The sequence below is a fragment of the Aquibium sp. ELW1220 genome, from assembly GCF_030398385.1.
In the GTDB taxonomy this organism is placed as follows: Bacteria; Pseudomonadota; Alphaproteobacteria; order Rhizobiales; family Rhizobiaceae; genus Aquibium.
Genome location: NZ_JAOAOQ010000019.1, coordinates 1 through 13,627 on the forward strand (window position 1 = coordinate 1; position 13,627 = coordinate 13,627).

At 68.8% G+C, this 13,627-nt stretch carries 19 protein-coding genes; 2 read left to right on the plus strand and 17 right to left on the minus strand.

Annotated elements, in window-relative coordinates; translation table 11 throughout:
• Window positions 1-144: 144 nt before the first annotated feature.
• The 12 genes from N1F91_RS17355 to ureC all read right to left on the minus strand — a co-directional run bounded on the left by N1F91_RS17355 (window position 145) and on the right by ureC (window position 9,444).
• Window positions 145-1,347 (minus strand): aminotransferase class V-fold PLP-dependent enzyme, encoded by a 1,203-nt coding sequence (locus N1F91_RS17355; protein WP_289994198.1) that lies wholly within the window; start codon window positions 1,345-1,347, stop codon window positions 145-147.
• Window positions 1,348-1,456: 109 nt separating this feature from the next.
• Entirely contained in the window at window positions 1,457-1,708 is a 252-nt protein-coding gene (locus N1F91_RS17360; protein ID WP_289994200.1) for a hypothetical protein, read from the minus strand.
• Between the two features lie 8 nt (window positions 1,709-1,716).
• Window positions 1,717-2,349: an urease accessory protein UreG gene (ureG, locus tag N1F91_RS17365; RefSeq protein ID WP_289994202.1), complete on the minus strand. Its 633-nt coding sequence runs from the start codon at window positions 2,347-2,349 to the stop codon at window positions 1,717-1,719.
• Entirely contained in the window at window positions 2,346-3,002 is a 657-nt protein-coding gene (locus N1F91_RS17370) for an urease accessory protein UreF (RefSeq protein ID WP_289994204.1), read from the minus strand. Before N1F91_RS17370 ends, ureG begins: the two co-directional genes overlap by 4 nt.
• Window positions 2,995-3,630: an urease accessory protein UreE gene (locus tag N1F91_RS17375; protein ID WP_289994205.1), complete on the minus strand. Its 636-nt coding sequence runs from the start codon at window positions 3,628-3,630 to the stop codon at window positions 2,995-2,997. Before N1F91_RS17375 ends, N1F91_RS17370 begins: the two co-directional genes overlap by 8 nt.
• Window positions 3,627-4,238, minus strand: coding sequence for a glutathione S-transferase family protein (locus tag N1F91_RS17380; protein ID WP_289994206.1), 612 nt, complete (start codon window positions 4,236-4,238; stop codon window positions 3,627-3,629). Before N1F91_RS17380 ends, N1F91_RS17375 begins: the two co-directional genes overlap by 4 nt.
• Window positions 4,239-4,249: 11 nt before the next feature.
• Window positions 4,250-4,738: a DUF29 domain-containing protein gene (locus N1F91_RS17385; protein WP_289994207.1), complete on the minus strand. Its 489-nt coding sequence runs from the start codon at window positions 4,736-4,738 to the stop codon at window positions 4,250-4,252.
• Window positions 4,739-4,776: 38 nt separating this feature from the next.
• Window positions 4,777-5,073, minus strand: coding sequence for a putative quinol monooxygenase (locus N1F91_RS17390; RefSeq protein WP_289994208.1), 297 nt, complete (start codon window positions 5,071-5,073; stop codon window positions 4,777-4,779).
• A gap of 40 nt (window positions 5,074-5,113) precedes the next feature.
• The gene (locus N1F91_RS17395) at window positions 5,114-5,575 is read right to left on the minus strand and encodes a DUF29 domain-containing protein (RefSeq protein ID WP_289994209.1); all 462 of its coding nucleotides are present in this window, start codon (window positions 5,573-5,575) and stop codon (window positions 5,114-5,116) included.
• A gap of 55 nt (window positions 5,576-5,630) precedes the next feature.
• A complete protein-coding gene (locus tag N1F91_RS17400) occupies window positions 5,631-6,833 on the minus strand; it encodes an MFS transporter (protein ID WP_289994210.1) in 1,203 nt (400 codons plus the stop codon).
• Between the two features lie 117 nt (window positions 6,834-6,950).
• On the minus strand, window positions 6,951-7,724 hold the full coding sequence (locus tag N1F91_RS17405) for a hypothetical protein (protein ID WP_289994211.1): 774 nt from the start codon (window positions 7,722-7,724) through the stop codon (window positions 6,951-6,953).
• 7 nt (window positions 7,725-7,731) lie between these two features.
• Entirely contained in the window at window positions 7,732-9,444 is a 1,713-nt protein-coding gene (gene ureC / locus N1F91_RS17410) for an urease subunit alpha (RefSeq protein ID WP_289994212.1), read from the minus strand.
• Window positions 9,445-9,597: 153 nt separating this feature from the next.
• On the opposite strand from ureC, the gene N1F91_RS17415 reads away from it, so the two are divergent.
• The gene (locus N1F91_RS17415; protein WP_289994213.1) at window positions 9,598-10,440 is read left to right on the plus strand and encodes a cytochrome C; all 843 of its coding nucleotides are present in this window, start codon (window positions 9,598-9,600) and stop codon (window positions 10,438-10,440) included.
• A gap of 126 nt (window positions 10,441-10,566) precedes the next feature.
• Window positions 10,567-11,055, plus strand: coding sequence for a hypothetical protein (locus tag N1F91_RS17420; protein WP_289994214.1), 489 nt, complete (start codon window positions 10,567-10,569; stop codon window positions 11,053-11,055).
• 46 nt (window positions 11,056-11,101) lie between these two features.
• Here N1F91_RS17420 and N1F91_RS17425 read toward each other — a convergent pair whose 3' ends face one another.
• From N1F91_RS17425 to N1F91_RS17445, 5 genes are read right to left on the minus strand one after another with little or no spacing between them, the layout of a single operon-like run.
• The gene (locus N1F91_RS17425; protein ID WP_289994216.1) at window positions 11,102-11,407 is read right to left on the minus strand and encodes an urease subunit beta; all 306 of its coding nucleotides are present in this window, start codon (window positions 11,405-11,407) and stop codon (window positions 11,102-11,104) included.
• 12 nt (window positions 11,408-11,419) lie between these two features.
• Window positions 11,420-12,022 (minus strand): HupE/UreJ family protein, encoded by a 603-nt coding sequence (locus N1F91_RS17430; RefSeq protein ID WP_289994217.1) that lies wholly within the window; start codon window positions 12,020-12,022, stop codon window positions 11,420-11,422.
• Window positions 12,023-12,051: 29 nt separating this feature from the next.
• Window positions 12,052-12,309, minus strand: coding sequence for a DUF1272 domain-containing protein (locus N1F91_RS17435; protein ID WP_289994219.1), 258 nt, complete (start codon window positions 12,307-12,309; stop codon window positions 12,052-12,054).
• Window positions 12,310-12,334: 25 nt separating this feature from the next.
• The gene (locus N1F91_RS17440) at window positions 12,335-12,637 is read right to left on the minus strand and encodes an urease subunit gamma (RefSeq protein ID WP_126702212.1); all 303 of its coding nucleotides are present in this window, start codon (window positions 12,635-12,637) and stop codon (window positions 12,335-12,337) included.
• A 10-nt stretch (window positions 12,638-12,647) separates the two neighbouring features.
• On the minus strand, window positions 12,648-13,487 hold the full coding sequence (locus N1F91_RS17445) for an urease accessory protein UreD (protein ID WP_289994223.1): 840 nt from the start codon (window positions 13,485-13,487) through the stop codon (window positions 12,648-12,650).
• Window positions 13,488-13,627 lie beyond the last annotated feature (140 nt).

A 13,627-nucleotide genomic window follows, 5' to 3' on the forward strand; every position in this document is an offset into this window, starting at 1 on the left:
CGGGAATGTCGCGGAAGATCGTGATCAGGGAAGGCATCCGAAAACTCCAAAATAGGAGCCATCCAAAGAATCCAGATCAAACCTCCACGCCAGTCCTATTTCTCAAATGCGATTCCCCTACGCAGGCGCAGCCGACGCCCGCCGTCAGGCGAGGACCGCGGCCGCGCGCGACAGCGCGCCCGTACCGTGCGGTATGGCGAGCGCGGCCATGGCGGTTTCGATCGCGCCGAGCACGCCGAGCGTCATGTGCGTGTTGACGTGGCCCATATGCGCGACGCGCATGAAGCCGTCGCCGGCCGGATCGCCGTCGGGCGCCATGCCGAGCCCGATGCCCAGCGTCACCCCGGCATGGGCCTGCGTCCACCGGCGGATCTCGGTGGCGAGCGGCGCGGCGAAGCGCACGCTGGTGACGGCATGCGAGCGGCAGGACCGGTCGGCTATGTTGAGCCCGATGCCCGACGCCTTGCCCTCGTCCTCGCCCCAGGCGTCGAAGGCCGTCCAGACCGCGCTCGCCAGCCGCTCGTGCCGCCGCCAGGCCGCCTCGATGCCTTCCTCGCGGATCAGCATGTCGAGGGCCGCGCGCAGCCCGAACAAATGATGCGTCGGGGCGGTGCCGCCGAAGCGGTGGTAGAACTGCTCCCCCTTGGTGCGCAGCCGCCAGTCCCAGTAGGGGGTGCGCCAGCGCGCATCGGCGCCGGCCTGCAGCGCGCGGTCGTTGAGCCAGACGAAGCCGAGGCCGGGCGGCGTCATCATGCCTTTCTGGCTGGCGCAGACCATCACGTCGACGCCCCAGGCATCCATCTCGAAGACGTCGCAGCCGAGCGAGGCGATGCAGTCGACGGCGAGGATGGCGGGATGCCCTACCCGGTCGATCGCTGCCCGGACCGCCGCCGCGTCGTTGCGCACTGATGTGGTGGTGTCGACATGCGACATCAGCACGACCTTGATCTTCCCGCCACGGTCTTCGGCCAGGGCCTTCGCCACGGCATCGGGATCGACCGGGTCGCGGCGGCCGAAGTCGAGGCGCTGCACCGTCACGCCGAGCGCCTCGGCCGCCTGCGCCCAGCCCTCGCCGAAACGGCCAGTGACCAGCGCCAGCGCGTGGTCGCCGGGACTGAACAAATTGGTGTTGGCCGCCTCCCAGGCGCCGTGCCCGTTGGCAATGTAGACGGCGACATGGTGCTTCGTCCGCGCCAGCCGCTTCAGGTCCTCGTAGAGGCCGGGCATCATCTCGTGCAGTTCGCCGCCATAGATGTCGGGCGAGGCGCGGTGCATCGCGTTGAGGACGCGGTCGGGAATGACCGAAGGCCCCGGGATGGCGTGGTAGTGGCGGCCTGTGGCGGTCATGTCTCAACGAATCCGGAAGGGGAGGGCGCGAGCCCGCGATATCCTCCCGCGGAGCGGCGCGGTCAAGCCGCGGCGGATGCGGCGGCCACAGCGGCGAAGTCGCAGGTGCCTACGGCCCGTCCGCAATCCAGCCACTGCGGCGACAGTAGAGAATTTCGGTGCGACCGCTGACCGGGCTGTTCTTGAATCCCGGAACGTCGATAAGTCTTGTCCCCATCTCGGCGAGATAAGCGTCATAGGACGCGTTGCGAAGCAGGCCGACATAGAAGACATATCGCGGATCCGCAGTCTTCTTTGCCCGCCTTTCCAGATGGGACCGATTGAGGATCCGATATGGTCCGATCAGCGTCGTCGCGGCCATCGCGCGCCTCACGCCGCCGAACGACTGGAGGCGAGCCCGCCCATCTCGACGATGTAGCGCACCACCTCGTCCAGCCCCTTGCCGCGCGACAGGTCGGTGAAGCCGAAGGGGCGCTGGCCGCGCTGTTTGGCGGCGTCGCGCTGCATCACGTCGAGATCGACGTTGACGTAGGGCGCGAGGTCGCTCTTGTTGATCACCAGGAAGTCCGACCGGGTGATGCCGGGGCCGCCCTTGCGCGGGATTTCCTCGCCCTGGCACACCGAGATGACGTAGAGCGTCAGGTCGGCGAGGTCGGGCGAGAAGGTTGCGGCGAGGTTGTCGCCGCCCGATTCGATGAAGATGATGTCGAGATCGGGGAACCTGCGGTTCATCTCGGCGATCGCCTGCAGGTTGATCGATGCGTCCTCGCGGATCGCCGTGTGCGGGCAGCCGCCCGTCTCGACGCCCACGATCCGCTCTTCCGGCAGCGCCTGGAGGCGGGCCAGCATCATGGCGTCCTCCTTGGTGTAGATGTCGTTGGTGACGACCGCGATGGAAAAATCCTCGCGCATCGCCTTGCAGAGCTTCTCGGTCAGCGTCGTCTTGCCGGAGCCCACCGGCCCCCCGATGCCGACGCGCAGTGGTCCCGTGCCCTTGGTCATGATCTGAACAGCCTCGAATATTGCGTTTCGTGTTTCATCGCGGCGATCTCGGCAGTCACCGTACAGGAGCCGAGATCGTCGAGCGTCGACCGCCCCGCCCGCGCCGCCGTCTCGATGATCGCCGGTTCCAGCGCCGCGAGCAGGCCGACCGCGTCGGTCTGGCCGATGACGGAGAGGCGGATGGCCGCCTGCAACTGGTTGGAGGCGAAGGCCTGGAGCCAGGCGCCGAGCGCGGCTTCCAGCGGCACGGCGTGCCGGCCGGCGGTGGAGCCGACGGCGACGCAATAAGGCAGGGCGACCGCGCCCTCGCCCCAGGCGGAAGCGGCCGTCATGAAGGCCGCGCCCTGAAGCGTCGATTCCATGTGGCGCTCGCGCGAGCCGGCCATCGCTTCGGCCAGTTCCGCTGCCGTCCCGACATCCTCGCCCGAAGCGCCGCGCCGCCAGCTCTCCGCAAACAGCACCGCGTCGTTCCAGGCCGAGCCATGGTGGAGCAGCGCCTCGATCCAGCCCTCCAGCCCGTGGCGTCCGTCGACGAGGCCGTCATGCACCGCGCGCTCCAGCCCGTGGCTGTAGGTGAACGAACCCACCGGAAAGGTGGGCGACAGCCAGGCCATCAGGCGCAGCAGCGCCGAAGGGCCAAGGCCATCATGCATGGTTGTGGCCGTAGTGCGGGTCGCCGGGCAGGCGACCGAAGCGGTCGCGATCTCCGTCTCCGCCATGCGCGTGGCCGTGCGAATGCCCATGTCCGTGGGAATGTTCGTGGGCGTGGCCATGATCATGGGAATGGCCATGCTCGTGCCCGTGGCCGGAATAGGCGCCGCGCACCGGCTGGAACGGCTCGGTCACCAGCGTCACCGTCGCGCCCAGCCCCTCCAGCATCGCCTTGATGACGTGGTCGCGCAGAATGAGGATGCGGCTCGCCTCGATCTGCGCGGCGAGGTGCCGGTTGCCGATGTGCCAGGCGAGTTCCGACAGATGCACGGGGCTCGTCGCGCGGATGTCGTAGACCTCCTCGTCCGCGGCGATGATTTCGGCGCGGCGCCCATCGTCGAGCACCAGCACGTCGCCATGGTCGAGCGAGACCGGGTCGGCGAGGTCGACGAGGATTCGGTCGCCATGCACCAGAGACACGACGCGGCGGCGCAGGTGCCGCTCGTCATGCGCCAGCACCGCGAGGTCGAATGGCAGCGGTCGGCTCGCCTCGGGTTCGAGATCGGCGGCGCGCAGCACGCGGCCGGCCCGGGGTAGCTTGGTGAAATCGGTGTTGAGGTTGAGCTTCATGCGGCGGCGGCGTCCTTTTCCCGTTGGCGTGCCCGCTCCAGCGCGGGGCGCGACAGCACGCGCTCCAGATAGGCCCTGACACGGTCGGATTCGACCGGAAACTTGCCGCCACGGGCCCAGTAGCCGCAATGGCCGAGGATGACGTCGACGGCCGAGAACCGGTCGCCGAGCGCATAGGGACGGCCGCCGAGCTTGGTTTCCAGCGCCTTCACCTCGCTTGCGAAATCATGCGCGGTCGCGGCACCCACGTCGGCCCGGCAGGGCTCCGGCAGCACGAACTTGTGGCGCATCTTGTTCCACAGCGGCGCCTCGAATTCCGACTGCGCGAACTGCATCCAGGCTTCCATCTCGGCCTCGCCGCGCAGTCCCGGCTCCGGGCCCATGCCCTTGTCGGCGTGTTTCTTGGCCAGATAGCTGCAGATCGCCGCCGAATCCGCCAGCGCGAAGTCGCCGTCCACCAGCGCCGGCATCTTGCCGGTCGGGTTGTAGCGCCGCATCGTCTCCGTGTGCTGCTTGGCCTTGACGATCTCGTAGGGCTCGCCGAGCTCCTCCAGCATCCACGTGACGCGCGTCAGGCGCGATCCCGGCGTTCCGACGGCCTGGTACATGGGGTGTGTCCTCAATCGCGGATGAGATCGTCCGCCGTCCACGGCGGACCGGGCAGGAAGGCGTCGTCCAGGGCCTGCGCGGCGGTGTATGGCGGCTTCTGCGGAAACGTCGCGGGCGCAAGCCCTGTTTCGCGTGCCGCATGTCGCGCAGCCCAGCGGTAGGACCAGTCCATCGACTCGTCGGGAAACCGAGCGAGGCTAGGACTGAGCTCGATGAGGCCCTGCACATGCGCCCGCTGTTCGGAAATCGTCGATTGCCAACTATGGCTTCGTTGCGTGGGCTGGTGCTCCCACTTCAGCAGATGCATCAACAGGACGCCGAGCCGCTTGCGGATCTCACGCTTCTGGCTCAGTCCCACGCTTTCGACCTCCTCCGCAAGGTTGTCCCAGTCGATGTCGTTGTGGGAGCGGGCGCGAAGCCTCTCGGCCTGGTCCATCAGCCAGGCGTGAAAGTCCCGCTCGTAGAGCGTGTCGGGGGTCTTGGCCAGTGTCTTGCCCATGGTCGAAATCTAGTACGGCGGCGCGCCGCGCGCCACGGTCAAAACGCCTCCACCTTCTCCGGATGGACGATCTCGATCGCGCGCGATACGAGATAGGGCGCGCTCGCATCGCGCCACACCGCCAGGTGCGGCTGCTTCGAATGGGCCGTCAGGTGCTCGCGGGTCTCCCACTTCTCGACGAAGACCAGTTTCAACGGGTCGGACAGGCTCTCGTAGAGTTCGTAGGCGATGCAGCCCTTCTCCTTCAGCGTCTCCGCGATGCAGGCCTCGGCCGGCGCCCGCAGCGCCTCCAGCGAACCCGGCTTGATGGTGAGCGTGGCGACGACGTAGATCATGGGAGATGCGATGCCTTGTCTGGAAGGGGAAGAACGCCGCTCAGGGCGCGTCGGGCAGGAAGTCGGGATCGAGGATCTCGTCGATGGTGAAGGGGCAGACGGCCGGGAAGGTGGCCATAGGCAGGCCGGTCTCGTCGGCGGCCTTCAGACGGGCGATCTCATAGGCTTCGTCCAGAACATCCGATGGATGGGACCGAAGGCTCGGGTTTTCCGCCAGCGTGCGGTGCAACTCCCGTCGCTGCGTCAGGATCGTGGACGCCCAGCCGCCCTTCCGCTTCGCCGGCTGGCGCTGCCACTTGAGGAGGTGGGCGAGCAACACCCTCAGCCGCTTGCGGATTTCCTTGCGTTCGCTCCGTCCCAAGCTCTCGATCTCCTCGGCGAGGTTTTCGCGATCGAGCCCGTCCTGATGGCCGGCGCGCAGCAGCGCCGCCTGCTCGGCGCTCCACAGCGCGAAGTCCTCGTCATAGGCCGCGAGCCGGCCGATCCGCGTGATCCTGTTCATGGGTGGCATATTGCGCTGAAACGGGCGGGGAGCCAATGCAGCGCAAAGGGGTTTTTCATGCGCTGGCCTGCCCCGCGGGCGGGAGCATCGCTTCGTCCGGGGCATGGCGGCGCAGGGCCAGAAGCAGGACGAGGGCGGCGAGCGAGGCGGCGAGCGCGATCCACAGCGCCAGGCCGGGCCCGAAGCCGGAGAGCAGCGCCGCGAAGGCCGGCGGCGCGGCGGCGAAGGCGAGGTTCAGCGGCAGCGCCAGCCGGGCGGAGGCGGCCGCATAAGCGTCGCCGGGGAAGAAGACGAGCGGCAGCGTGGCGCGGGCCACCGCCAGGGCGCCGGTCGCCGTCCCGTAGAGCAGCACGAAGGCGATCACGGCCGTGGTTCCGGTCCCGATCAGGAGGACGACCAGGCCGGACGCAAGTAGGACGCCGGCCGCGATCGTGGTCGTCAGGCCGTTCCAGCGCGCGCCGCCTGCGAAGTCCACCGCGCGCGCCGCGATCTGGACCAGGCCCATCGCGGACGCCGCCGTGACGGCTTCGGCCCGGTCGAGACCGCGGGCCTCGAAGAGGGCGATCAGGGTCAGCGCGAAGCCCCAGCTGATGAAGCCGTTGAGCGAGATCGCGCCGGCGAGCAGGACGAAGACGCGCCTTCCGGTTGGCGGCCCCAGCCGTCGCGCCTCGGGCTTGCCGGACGCCGGCGCCGCGGGCGGGATGTGCGGCAGGGTGAGATGCAGCGGCGCGCAGACCGCGAGATGGAGGGCTGCGAAGACGACGAGCGTCTCGCGCCAGCCGATCCAGGCTTCGAGCGCGGCCGCGATGGGCCAGAACAGGCTCGACGACAGCCCGGCGATCAGCATCAGGACGCCGAGCGCCCGCCGGGCGCCGTCGCCCGCGATCGCCGCGAGCGCGATCTGGGCTGGCGTCGTCAAAACCGCCGTTCCGGCGAGGCCCAGCAGCGCCCATGCGGCAAGGAACGCAGCGGGCTGCGCGGCCGAGGCAAGCACGAGCAGGGCCGCCGCGGCAAGCGCGGACCCCGCGGCCATGGTGCGGGCCATTCCGAACGACGTCGCGGCGCGGGGAAGGAACGGTGAGGCGAAAGCCATGACCACGAGCATGATGGTCGGTCCGAACAGCACGGCCGCCAGGGGCAGGCCTACGGCGCCGCCCATCGCCGGGCCGAGCACGGCGGCGACCTGGAACGTGGTTCCCCAGCCGATCAGCTGGGTCGCAGCGAGCGCGCCGACGGCGAGGATGACGGGACGCTGCATCGGAGATTTCCTGAGGAAAGGCATCGGGTTTTACGGCAGCCGTTTCCTCGGCGCAATCGAGCACGCCGGGCGGCGCTCGGTTTACGACCACGGTTTCACGCGGCGGGCGCTCTGCTCCTACCGGGACGCCGACAGGCCGGCCGTCACCGCAGGGTTGTCCGCGAGATACTTCTCCGCCTTGCGGAAATAGGCCAGACAGCCGGGCTCGAGGTGGGTCCGCAGATCGGCTGCGTCCTGCGGGCGGCGGTGCACGAACAGCGCGAGCGCGAAGGCGCGCTCGGCCGGCGAGAGATAGCCCAGCCGCTCGAACGACCAGCCTTCGGTCCCCGTCGCGGCGTCGCGATAGCCGCGGAAGGAGGAGGCCGAATTGCAGTTGAAGACGCCGAAGCCGAAGAACGTGACCGCGAGATCGGTCGCGAACTCCTCCATCTCCTCGCCGCCGGGTGGCGCCTCGTCGATGGACAGCAGCAGGGGATGGCAGATCTCGTGCGCGAATGTCGCGATCAGGTGAATGGGCCGCGCCACGAGCGCGGGATCGTAACTCACGATCAGCCGTCCGCCCTGTCCGGTCGTGAACGTGCCCGCAGGAGCGGCCGGTGCATTCTGGACCACCTGCAGCGGTCCGAGCACCGGATCGATGGAGGCATCCTGCTCCACCAGGTCGAAGGCCGCGGGATCGAGGCCGAACAGCCGTGCGACCTGACCGAAGCATGCGCCGGCGACGGTTCGATCGTCGCCGCGCGCGGGCGTGAAGAAGTCGCGCGTCGGCAGCACCAGCGGGCGGGGGCCAGCGTCGGACGGTGCTGGGAAGCTCGCGCTCAGCCAGTTCCAGCAGTCCAGGATCCACGCCTCGTCGTCGGCATCGAGCGGCGAGCGTGGGCGCCAGAACATGACGGGATCAGAACAGGAAATACCGCTGCGCCATCGGCAGCACGGTCGCCGGCGGGCAGGTCAGGAGTTCGCCGTCGGCGCGGACCTCGTAGGTTTCCGAGTCGACCTCGATGTGCGGCGTGGCGTCGTTGAGGATCATCGAGCGCTTGCCGATGCCGCCGCGGGTGTTTTCCACCGCGACCATGCCCTTGTCGACGCCGAGCTTCTGCTTCAGGCCGGCATCGAGGGCGGCCCTGGAGACGAAGGTGACGGAGGAATTGGTGGTGGCCTTGCCGAAGGCGCCGAACATCGGGCGCATGTGGACGGGCTGCGGGGTGGGGATCGAGGCGTTGGGGTCGCCCATCGGGGCGGCCGCGATCATGCCGCCGATCAGCACCATGTCGGGCTTCACGCCGAAGAAGGCGGGGTTCCAGACGACGAGATCGGCGCGCTTGCCCACGTCGATCGAGCCGATCTCCTTCGACAGGCCGTGCGCGATGGCCGGGTTGATCGTGTACTTGGCGACGTAGCGGCGCGCACGGAAATTGTCGTTCTCGCCGCTCTCCTCCTTCAGCCGGCCGCGCTGGCGCTTCATCTTGTCGGCGGTCTGCCAGGTGCGGATGATCACCTCGCCGATGCGGCCCATGGCCTGGCTGTCGGAGGAGATGATCGAGAAGGCGCCGAGGTCGTGCAGGATGTCCTCGGCCGCGATGGTCTCCTTGCGGATGCGGCTCTCGGCGAAGGCGATGTCCTCGGGGATCGACGGCGAGAGGTGGTGGCAGACCATCAGCATGTCGAGATGCTCGGCGATGGTGTTGACCGTGTAGGGCCGCGTCGGGTTGGTCGAGGACGGGATGACGTTGGGCAGCCCGCAGACCTTGATGATGTCGGGCGCATGGCCGCCGCCGGCTCCCTCGGTGTGGAAGGCGTGGATGGTGCGGCCCCTGATGGCCGAGACCGTGTTCTCCACGAAGCCGCTTTCGTTCAGCGTGTCGGTGTGGATCATCACCTGGACGTCGTAGGCGTCGGCGACCGACAGGCAGCAGTCGATGGCGGCGGGCGTCGTGCCCCAGTCCTCGTGCAGCTTGAGCGCGCAGGCGCCGCCGAGCACCATCTCTTCCAGCGCGCCGGGCAGCGAGGCGTTGCCCTTGCCCGACAGGCCGATGTTCATCGGGAAGGCGTCGAAGGACTGGATCATGCGGCCGATGTGCCAGGGGCCGGGGGTGCAGGTGGTGGCGAGCGTGCCGTGCGCGGGGCCGGTGCCGCCGCCGAGCATCGTGGTCAGCCCGGCCATCAGCGCCTCCTCGATCTGCTGCGGGCAGATGAAGTGGATGTGCGCGTCGAAGCCGCCGGCGGTGACGATCTTGCCCTCGCCGGCGATGGCTTCCGTGCCCGGGCCGACGACGATCGTCACGCCGGGCTGCGTGTCGGGGTTGCCGGCCTTGCCGATGGCGTGGATGCGGCCGTCGCGCAGGCCGATGTCGGCCTTGTAGATGCCGGTGTGGTCGAGGATCAGCGCATTGGTGATGACGGTGTCGACCGCGCCGGAGGCGCGCGTCGCCTGGCTCTGGCCCATGCCGTCGCGGATCACCTTGCCGCCGCCGAACTTCACCTCCTCGCCATAGACGGTCAGATCCTTCTCGACCTCGATGAAGAGCTCGGTGTCGGCGAGCCGCACCTTGTCGCCGACGGTGGGGCCGAACATCTGGGCATAGGCGGATCGGGTGATGCGTGCGGGCATGGGTCGGTCCCTTCAGAACGGTGAGGAGCCGGAGAGATTTCTCCGGGTCCGATTGACGCGCGGGTAAGGTGCGGCATAGTTGCGCACGCTCGTAGCCAGAAATGCACGCGGAACGGGAAGATTCGTCGTGCGTGCCAGCCATCGGAGGAAAAGATGAGCATCAGGACAGTGACCGCGATTCTGATCGCGCTGGGCGGCATGACGGCTGCTCAGGCCGAGACCCCGGTGGAACGAGGCGAATATCTGGTCCGGGGCATCGCCGGCTGCGGCAATTGCCACACACCGATGGGGCCGGACGGCTTCGTCATGGAGCAGGAACTCGCCGGCCGGCTGGTGGAGGACAACCCGCTCTTCACCGCCTATGCGCCGAACATCACTCCCTCGGGCCGCATCGCCCAATGGTCGGACGAGGAACTGGCCAGGGCGATCCGCGAGGGCATCCGCCCGGACGGCAGCCTGATCGGACCGCCGATGCCGTTCACCATGTATCGCGGGCTCGGCGACGACGACCTGAACGCGATGGTCGCGTTCCTGCGCACGCTGCCGGCGGTCGACAACGAAGTGCCGGCCTCCACCTATCGCATTCCGCTGCCGCCGGCCTACGGCCCGCCGGTCGAAAGCGTCACTGCGCCGGAGCGCGGCGTCACGGTCGCCTATGGCGCCTATCTTGCCGGCCCGATCGCGCACTGCATGGAGTGCCACACGCCGATGGGGCCGCAGGGCCTGCTCCTCGACACGGCGCTCGGCCAGGGCGGGTTCGAGTTCCACGGACCGTGGGGCACGTCCGTCGCGGCCAACATCACGTCGCACGAGGACGGGATCGGCGGCTATTCCGACGCCGAGCTGAAGGCGATGATCACCAAGGGCGTGCGGCCCGACGGTTCGCCGATGTTCCCGCCCATGCCCTACGGACTGCTCGCGCGGATGAGCGCCGAGGACCTGGATGCCATCGTGCTCTACCTGCGCAGCCTGCCGCCGCTGCCGGACGCAAACTAGTCCGGCCTTCGGGCGCTCTCGTCCTGACCTGCCGGGAACCATCCGGCAGGTGCCTTCGTTCGGCCAAGAGTCTTGCGCGCTGCTTGCGCTGAGCGAGACCCGATCGTCCGACCGAAGGAGACCGGCTTGACCCGATACGATCCATGGACGCGCATCGCGCGGATGGCGCTTGGCGCATCGCTCGCGGCCGGGCTGACGGCGGCTCCCGTCGCCGCCCAGGGGCTCGACGCGCCCGAGGCGATCGACTCGATCGTCCAGTCCGACGTTCACGAGGAGGAGGCTGAATCCGGTGCCGATGCCGCCAGGGTGATCGCTGCGATCGAGAAGGCGGGGCAGTCGGCGAGCGATGTGCGCAAGGTGACCGTGCTCGATCGCCTCGACATCGTCTTTCTCGCGGACGCCGCGGCGACCGAGGGGGGGCCGCCGCCGGAGATCGCCGAGAAGCTGGCCGAGCATGGGGACGAGATCGAAACGCTGCGGCGCGAACTCACCGGCAACGCGATGCTCTTCCACGCCATCGATTCGCGCAACATCCTGCCCCAGGATGTGCTCGGGATCGAGTTCGACGACGCGCGCGGCGCGATCATCTACGCGGCGGCAAGACCCGCCAATTGACGGGCTTCGGGCGTGACTGCCGCTGGCTGCGCCCCCGTCCTGCATTTCAGAGCTTCCCCATCACCTTCTGCTGGAAGCCGTACACCGTCCGTCCGCCCGACAGCGGCACAAGCGTGATGTCGCGCTCCTGTCCCGGCTCGAACCGCACGGCCGTGCCCGACGCGATGTCGAGCCGCATGCCGCGCGCCTTCTGTCTGTCGAACCGGAGGCCCTCGTTCGTCTCGAAGAAATGATAGTGGCTGCCGACCTGGATCGGCCGGTCGCCGGTATTGGCGACCTTCAGCGTCACGGTCGGCTGGCCCGCGTTGAGTTCGATGTCGCCTGCGGCGGTGATGATTTCCCCGGGGATCATGGCGGCCTCCCGTCAGCCGGCCAGGGCCAGCCAGACGCCGCCGAGCGCGGCGGCCCCGCCGGCCAGCCGGGTCGCCAGCCGTCCGCTCGCGGTCCCGAACGCCTTGCCGAGCAGCAGTCCCGCGGCCACGCCCGCCGCGTGCAGCAGCGCGGTCGCGAAGGCGAATCCCGCGGCGTAGGGCCAGGCACCCGCTTGGCCGATCTCGCCGCCATGCGCATGGCCATGGAAAACGGCGAAGAAGCCGACCATGGCCATCGCTAGGACGGTCTGGACGTTCAGGGCGACGGCCGCGAGCAGTCCGATCACGACGACGGACGACAGGATCACCGGTTCCACGAAGGGCAGCGGCAGGTCCAGCATCGCCGCTCCGAAGCCGATGACCATCGTTCCGACGAAGGCCGCCGGGATCAGCCAGAGCGCGCGCCGATCGGCCGCCTGCGCCAGCAATGCCGCCCACAGGCCGACCGCCATCATCGCCAGGATGTGATCGGTGCCGGACAGGGGATGCGAGAAGCCGGCGGCGAAGGAGCCGTGCGCGACGGGATCGAGATGTGCGAAGGCCGGCGAGGCGGTGAGGCCGAGCAGGGCGGCGGTTGCGGCAATTTTCCGGATCATGGGTCCCTCTTCGGTCTTGGTCGGTGGCGTCAGGCGGCGCGGCCGGCAGGTGCGCAGCCCTCGGCCTTGAGAATGCGGGCGGCGGATGGTGGGTATTTCGACAGGAGTCGCGCAGGGCGGATCGGTCGCGGCACGAAGCCGCCGCCGCAATTGGGGCAGGCGCCGGCCAGTAGGCCTTGGGCGCAATCGGCGCAAAAGGTGCACTCGAAGCTGCAGATCATCGCGTCTGCTGCATCGGGCGGCAGGTCCTTGTCGCAGCATTCGCAGTTGGGTCTCAGTTCCAGCATCGCGCGCTCCTGTCGGCCGGCGGTCCTACCGGATCGGTTCGTGCACTGTGACGAGCTTGGTGCCGTCCGGGAAAGTCGCCTCCACCTGAACGTCGTGGATCATCTCGGCGATGCCCTCCATCACCTGCTCGCGGGTGACGACGTGCGCGCCGGCCTCCATCAGGTCGGCGACCGAGCGGCCGTCACGCGCGCCTTCCACGACATAATCGGTAATCAGCGCGATGGCTTCCGGGTGGTTGAGCTTGACGCCGCGCTCGAGGCGCCGGCGGGCGACCATCGCCGCCATGGAAACCAGAAGCTTGTCCTTTTCACGCGGCGTCAGAATCATGCATCCGTCCCTAGATTGACCACACTTTGGGCAGCCCTGCCGCTCCATTGAGCATCTGAAGCAGGGGTATCAGCCGCTTGCGAAGGCCGTATCCGTCCTCGGCGATCAGCCTCGCAAGAAACTTGCCAGTCTCGCCGATGCGCCAGGCGCTGGCCCCGCCGCCTTCGCCGATGATCGCGCGGGCGGAATCAAGCAGGTCCTCGGCATCGTCGCGCAGTGCCAGCACGGTGGCGATGGCGGGGGCACCGGCGGTCGCCGCGGCGGCTGCCAGACGCGCCGCCACTTCCGGACCGACGGCGAAATCCTCGGCATGGACGAGGCGCCCGCCGCTGCGGATGCGCCAGCGGTCGCCAAACAGGCCGCGCCGCAGCGTTTCGCCCATGGTGAGGCGGCCAAAAAGCGCCGATTCCACGATCAGCCCGCGCGCCCCCGGGGCGAAGTCGGCTGAAATCGTGCGCCGGAAGGCGGAGCCGTCGAACAGGATCGTTTCCTGCGGCAGCCAGGCGAGGCTTGCCCCGGCGCCGACGTCGAGGACGATGGTCGAGGTCGCTTCCCCGCCCGAGGAGCGGTAGATCTTCTCGCAGGCCTGCGTGGTCACCGTCGCATGCGCATCGGCTCCCACGGACACGGTCCAGGACAGCCTGTCGCCGCCCGTCATGCCGCCCGCGGTGTTGATCAGCACGGCCTCGAGCGGATCGGCCGCGCCCTGCGGCAGCCGGATCTTGGCTGCGCCTTCCTGGAAGAGCCGTTCGATGCGGGTCCGGCCGACGCGCCGGCGCACCGCCAGTACGCCACGGGCGTCGACCCTCTGCTCCGCCAGTGCGGCCCCGACTGCGCCCTCGAACGACATCCCGTCCCTCCGTCGGTCCGCACGATAGCGATTGCGCTGGACCTGTCGAGCGGTCTTCTCCGCCGGTCGTGACGCAAGCCGACCTCCGGTATGGCGTTGTACATACGGGTTCGAGCGGCTAGAACTTGGACGGGAGCGAG

Coding starts and splice junctions, on each gene's coding strand:
- N1F91_RS17355 (WP_289994198.1), bottom strand. CDS start 1,347: ATGACCGCCACAGGCCGCCACTACCACGCCATCCCGGGGCCTTCGGTC.
- N1F91_RS17360 (WP_289994200.1), bottom strand. CDS start 1,708: ATGGCCGCGACGACGCTGATCGGACCATATCGGATCCTCAATCGGTCC.
- ureG (WP_289994202.1), bottom strand. CDS start 2,349: ATGACCAAGGGCACGGGACCACTGCGCGTCGGCATCGGGGGGCCGGTG.
- N1F91_RS17370 (WP_289994204.1), bottom strand. CDS start 3,002: ATGCATGATGGCCTTGGCCCTTCGGCGCTGCTGCGCCTGATGGCCTGG.
- N1F91_RS17375 (WP_289994205.1), bottom strand. CDS start 3,630: ATGAAGCTCAACCTCAACACCGATTTCACCAAGCTACCCCGGGCCGGC.
- N1F91_RS17380 (WP_289994206.1), bottom strand. CDS start 4,238: ATGTACCAGGCCGTCGGAACGCCGGGATCGCGCCTGACGCGCGTCACG.
- N1F91_RS17385 (WP_289994207.1), bottom strand. CDS start 4,738: ATGGGCAAGACACTGGCCAAGACCCCCGACACGCTCTACGAGCGGGAC.
- N1F91_RS17390 (WP_289994208.1), bottom strand. CDS start 5,073: ATGATCTACGTCGTCGCCACGCTCACCATCAAGCCGGGTTCGCTGGAG.
- N1F91_RS17395 (WP_289994209.1), bottom strand. CDS start 5,575: ATGAACAGGATCACGCGGATCGGCCGGCTCGCGGCCTATGACGAGGAC.
- N1F91_RS17400 (WP_289994210.1), bottom strand. CDS start 6,833: ATGCAGCGTCCCGTCATCCTCGCCGTCGGCGCGCTCGCTGCGACCCAG.
- N1F91_RS17405 (WP_289994211.1), bottom strand. CDS start 7,724: ATGTTCTGGCGCCCACGCTCGCCGCTCGATGCCGACGACGAGGCGTGG.
- ureC (WP_289994212.1), bottom strand. CDS start 9,444: ATGCCCGCACGCATCACCCGATCCGCCTATGCCCAGATGTTCGGCCCC.
- N1F91_RS17415 (WP_289994213.1), top strand. CDS start 9,598: ATGAGCATCAGGACAGTGACCGCGATTCTGATCGCGCTGGGCGGCATG.
- N1F91_RS17425 (WP_289994216.1), bottom strand. CDS start 11,407: ATGATCCCCGGGGAAATCATCACCGCCGCAGGCGACATCGAACTCAAC.
- N1F91_RS17430 (WP_289994217.1), bottom strand. CDS start 12,022: ATGATCCGGAAAATTGCCGCAACCGCCGCCCTGCTCGGCCTCACCGCC.
- N1F91_RS17435 (WP_289994219.1), bottom strand. CDS start 12,309: ATGCTGGAACTGAGACCCAACTGCGAATGCTGCGACAAGGACCTGCCG.
- N1F91_RS17440 (WP_126702212.1), bottom strand. CDS start 12,637: ATGATTCTGACGCCGCGTGAAAAGGACAAGCTTCTGGTTTCCATGGCG.
- N1F91_RS17445 (WP_289994223.1), bottom strand. CDS start 13,487: ATGTCGTTCGAGGGCGCAGTCGGGGCCGCACTGGCGGAGCAGAGGGTC.